Genomic DNA, 2,479 nt, shown 5'->3' on the forward strand with positions numbered 1-2,479 from the left:
GCCGGCGCGTTCGATGCCGAGAACCTCGGCGAGGATGCCGGCGACGATCTCCTCCACCGGGGTGGTGGGGGCACGGAACTGCCCGGCCTCGAACTCCGGTTCGGGCAGTGCCCTGCGGTCGAGCTTGCCGTTGGTGTTCAGCGGCAGTGCCTCGAGGACGACGAACACCGACGGCACCATGTACGACGGAAGCGCCTGCGCCAGCGCGGTCTTCGTCGCGGCGGCGTCGAGTTCGGCACCACCGGCCGGAACCACGTAGGCCACCAGCCGATCTCCGACGTGCGGGTCGTTGCGGACGAGGACGGCGACGTCCCGCACCTCGGCGCGGGCGCGCAGCACCGACTCGATCTCACCGAGTTCGATGCGGTAGCCGCGCACCTTGACCTGGAAGTCGGCGCGGTCGCGGTAGACCAGTTCGCCGCCGCGGTTCCAGTGCACGATGTCGCCCGTGCGGTACATCCGGCCCCCGCCGAACGGGTCGGCGACGAACCGGTCGGCGGTCAGGTCGGGACGGCCGTGGTAGCCGCGCGCCAGCTGGGCACCGGCCAGGTACAGCTCGCCGGCGACCCCGACCGGCACCGGACGCAGGCGCGCGTCGAGCACGTGGACCCGGGTGTTCCACTCGGGCACACCGATCGGCACGACCGTGGTGTCGGCGTCGTCGGTCTCGTGCACGGTGACGGACACGGCGGCCTCGGTCGGCCCGTACAGGTTGAACAGGACCGCCGCGTTGTCCGCGCGGAACTGCTGCGCGGTGGCCGCCGGCAGCGCCTCGCCGATGGCGAGCACGCGGCGCAGCGACGATGCGACCTCCCCGCCGGCGGCGGTCATGAGCATCGAGAGCATCGACGGCACCGAGTGCAGCGTGGTGACGCGCTCGTCGCGCAGCAGCCGCAGCAGGTAGTCGGGATCGCGGTGCCCGTCGGCGGTGGCGATCACCAGGCGCGCGCCGGAGGTGAGCGCCGACCAGAACTCCCACACCGACAGGTCGAACGTGGCGACGGTCTTGAGCAGCACCGCGTCGTCCGGTCCGAGGTCGAACGCGTCCCGCTTCCACAGCATCTGGTTGACGACGGCGGAGTGCGGAACCGCCACCCCCTTGGGCCGGCCCGTCGACCCGGACGTGAAGATCACGTACGCGGTGTTCGCGGCGCGCAGCGGCGCGCGGCGCTCCGCCGCCGTCACCGGCGCGTCCGGCAGCCCGGACAGGTCCACGCGGTCGAGTTCGACCACCGGCACGCCGGGCACGTCGAACCGGTCCGCCGCGACCGTGACCACACAGGTGGGGGCGGCGGTGTCGAGGATGTAGGCGTTGCGCTCGGCCGGCTGATCCGGATCGAGGGGCACATACGCGGCGCCGGCCGTGGCGATCGCGTACATGCCGACCACGAGTTCCGGCGAGCGTCGCGCGACGAGCGCCACCCGATCCTCCGGGCCCACGCCCAGGGCGATCAGGTGCCGGGCGAGGCGGTGGACTCGGGCGCCGAACTCGCCGTACGTGACGGCAACGCCCTCGTACACCAGTGCGACCGCGCCGGGATCCCGGCGCACCTGCTCGTCGAACAGGTCGACGAGCGTTGCGGCCGTGCCGGTCTCGTGGACGGTGTCGTTCCACGCCGTCAGGACGTCGTGCTGTTCGCGCGCGAGCAGCAACGGGTGGTCACCCACCGGCACGTCCGGCGCCTGCACGAGTGCACGGAGCAACTGCTGGAAGCGCTCGGCCACGGCACGGGCGGTGGACTCGTCGAACAGGTCGGTGGCGAACGTCAGGATCGCGTCCATCCCCGACGGGGCGCCCTGCTCGTCGTACCGGTCGCTGACGATCAGGTGCAGGTCGAACTGCGACGTGCCGCCCTCGAGGTCGATCGGCGCGACGGTCAGGCCCGCCAGTTCCAGTGCGGTGCGCTGCTGGTTCTGGAACGAGAAGCCCACCTGGAACAGCGGGTGCCGCGCGGTCGAACGAGCCGGGTTGAGCACCTCCACGAGCCGCTCGAACGGCACGTCCGCGTGCGCGAACGCCTGCAGGTCGGTTTCGCGGGCCGCCGCGAGCAGTTCGTCGAACGAGCGGCCGCCGTCGACGGAGAGCCGGAAGACCAGCGTGTTGACGAACATGCCGATCAGGTTCTCGACGGCGGCCTCGCCGCGGCCGGCGATGGGCGTGCCCACCGCGATGTCGGCGGATCCGGACAGGCGGGCGAGCAGCGTGGCGAACGCGGCGTGCATCGCCATGAACACGGTCGCGTTGCGGGCGCGGGCGAGATCGCGCAACGCGGCGTGCACGTCCGCGTCCACGGTGAACTCGACCCGGTCGCCGCGGAACGACTGCTGCGCCGGACGCGGCCGGTCGGTGGGCAGGTCGAGCTGGTCCGGCAGGTCGGCGAGCGCGGTCCGCCAGTGGTCGAGCTGCCGGGCGGCGAGCGACTCGGGGTCGTCCTCGGAGCCGAGCAGTTCCCGCTGCCACAGCGCGTAGTCCGCGTAC

1 protein-coding gene is annotated in these 2,479 nt (G+C 72.4%); it reads right to left on the bottom strand.

Annotated features, from left to right (window positions below; all coding sequences use genetic code 11):
- Positions 1 to 2,479 (bottom strand): amino acid adenylation domain-containing protein (locus tag CQZ88_RS32015; RefSeq protein ID WP_258008828.1); only part of this gene is annotated, 2,479 nt, incomplete at both ends.

Origin of the sequence: Rhodococcus sp. ENV425 (genome assembly GCF_002887785.1) — a bacterium.
In the GTDB taxonomy this organism is placed as follows: Bacteria; Actinomycetota; Actinomycetes; order Mycobacteriales; family Mycobacteriaceae; genus Rhodococcus; species Rhodococcus aetherivorans.